Below are 757 nucleotides of genomic sequence, written 5' to 3'. Positions count from 1 at the left end.
AAATCCAAGAGTATTGTGATTCTTACCATCTTCTCTTGGCTTATCGCAGGTTAGCACGTCCTTCATCGCCTCTGACTGCCCAGGCATCCACCGTGTACGCTTAGTCACTTAACCATACAACCCCAAGAGGTTTCGTATGGCTCAACAACCAAGGTTGCTCATCTGAGTATGATGAACTGTGTTTCGCCGGACTCTTACACAAGACACTTGAATGTGTGTTGCTTGAGAACTCGTTCCACCTTTCGGTGAAACTTTAGTATTGAATTGTAAAAATTCAATTTACTAGTCAGCTTTCCAGATTGTTAAAGAGCATGTGTTTATCGTGAGATAACCACTTTCTAAACACACTCGTCAGAATGTTTTTAGAGAGTGGTGGAGCTAAGCAGGATCGAACTGCTGACCTCCTGCGTGCAAGGCAGGCGCTCTCCCAGCTGAGCTATAGCCCCAACGATACGAAAGACTCCGCACTCACTTTCCCTGGGAGAGAAAGTGGTGGGTCTGAGTGGACTTGAACCACCGACCTCACCCTTATCAGGGGTGCGCTCTAACCACCTGAGCTACAGACCCAAGTCTTTCACGTTCTTTTTACTTCAACCAAGCAATCTGTGTGGACACTGCATCAAACGCAGCCATATCGTTAAGGAGGTGATCCAGCCCCAGGTTCCCCTAGGGCTACCTTGTTACGACTTCACCCCAGTCATGAACCACACCGTGGTAAACGCCCCCCCGAAGGTTAAGCTATCTACTTCTGGTGCAG

Annotated in this window: 2 tRNA genes and 2 rRNA genes; all 4 read right to left on the bottom strand. The window is 48.2% G+C overall.

The features are described from left to right. A 23S ribosomal RNA gene (locus C9I98_RS26390) occupies nucleotides 1-114 on the bottom strand; the annotation flags it as partial. A 256-nt stretch (nucleotides 115-370) separates the two neighbouring features. After that, a tRNA-Ala gene (locus C9I98_RS26385) sits at nucleotides 371-446 on the bottom strand. 44 nt (nucleotides 447-490) lie between these two features. Further along, a tRNA-Ile gene (locus tag C9I98_RS26380) sits at nucleotides 491-567 on the bottom strand. Between the two features lie 71 nt (nucleotides 568-638). Continuing rightward, a 16S ribosomal RNA gene (locus C9I98_RS26375) occupies nucleotides 639-757 on the bottom strand; the annotation flags it as partial.

It is taken from the genome of Photobacterium sanctipauli (genome assembly GCF_003026495.1).
GTDB lineage: Bacteria > Pseudomonadota > Gammaproteobacteria > Enterobacterales > Vibrionaceae > Photobacterium > Photobacterium sanctipauli.
This window is presented reverse-complemented; position numbering and strand designations above follow the sequence as displayed.